We start from the raw sequence: 921 nt of genomic DNA on the forward strand, positions 1-921 counted from the left end.
GTTAATCGTAGCTGAGTTTGTAGCACTACATCCTTTACTGTCAACTACTTCTATATTGTATGTATTAGCTCCTAATCCTGTAAAAGTATGACTTGTTCCTGTTACATTCTCAAAAGCTCCACTACCTAAACGTACTCTAAACGGTGCTTCTCCACTTGTTATACTTACTGTAATACTTCCATTGGTGCCATCATAACACGTAACAGGTGTCGATGTAAAAATAACTGGATCAAAATTGTTTATAATAAAACTTGCGGTAGCTGTACATCCATTGCCATCTGTTACACGAATCGTATGTGTACCGGCTGGAATATCTGTTAAATTTGTAATGAATCCTCCTGATCCGTTTAATTGATAATCGTATGTGTATGGTGGAGTACCTCCGGTTACATCTCCTTCAATAGTAGCGCCTGTTGCTGGATCACAAGTAACCTCCTTTAATATATTAGCCGTTAAGCCTGTTAATGCACTTGGCTCTGTGATACTTACATTATTTACCGTAACAACACATTCTGTACCCGAAGATGAAACTGTAGAGGAACGAACTTCAACTGTGTAGTTTCCTGCTCCTAGTCCTGAGTTTACTGTAATTGAGTTTGATGTGTTTCCTGTTACCCAACCTGCTCCATTTATGTTGTAATCAAATGATGTTCCATAATTAGCTGCTGTTATTGTAATCTCCCCATTGGTATCTCCATTACATGAAACTGCTGAACCAACTGCCGTTGCTGTGAATTCTTGATCATCTAATACCACTACTCCAACATCTGTAATACACCCACTTCCGTAGTTTACTTCAACTGTATAACTTCCAACTGATTGTCCATTGAATACTCCTGTGTTATTAGTAGCAACTGTCCCTCCTGTTGAATCTAACAATGTATAGGTATATGTTCCTGATGGTGTAGGGGTTACTGTAAT

1 pseudogene is annotated in these 921 nt (G+C 38.4%); it reads right to left on the bottom strand.

What is annotated here, in order from left to right:
- Positions 1–921 (bottom strand): annotated as a pseudogene (locus tag LCI24_RS16905) (hypothetical protein); the annotation flags it as partial.

Source organism: Tenacibaculum larymnensis, from assembly GCF_028829235.1.
Lineage (GTDB): Bacteria > Bacteroidota > Bacteroidia > Flavobacteriales > Flavobacteriaceae > Polaribacter > Polaribacter larymnensis.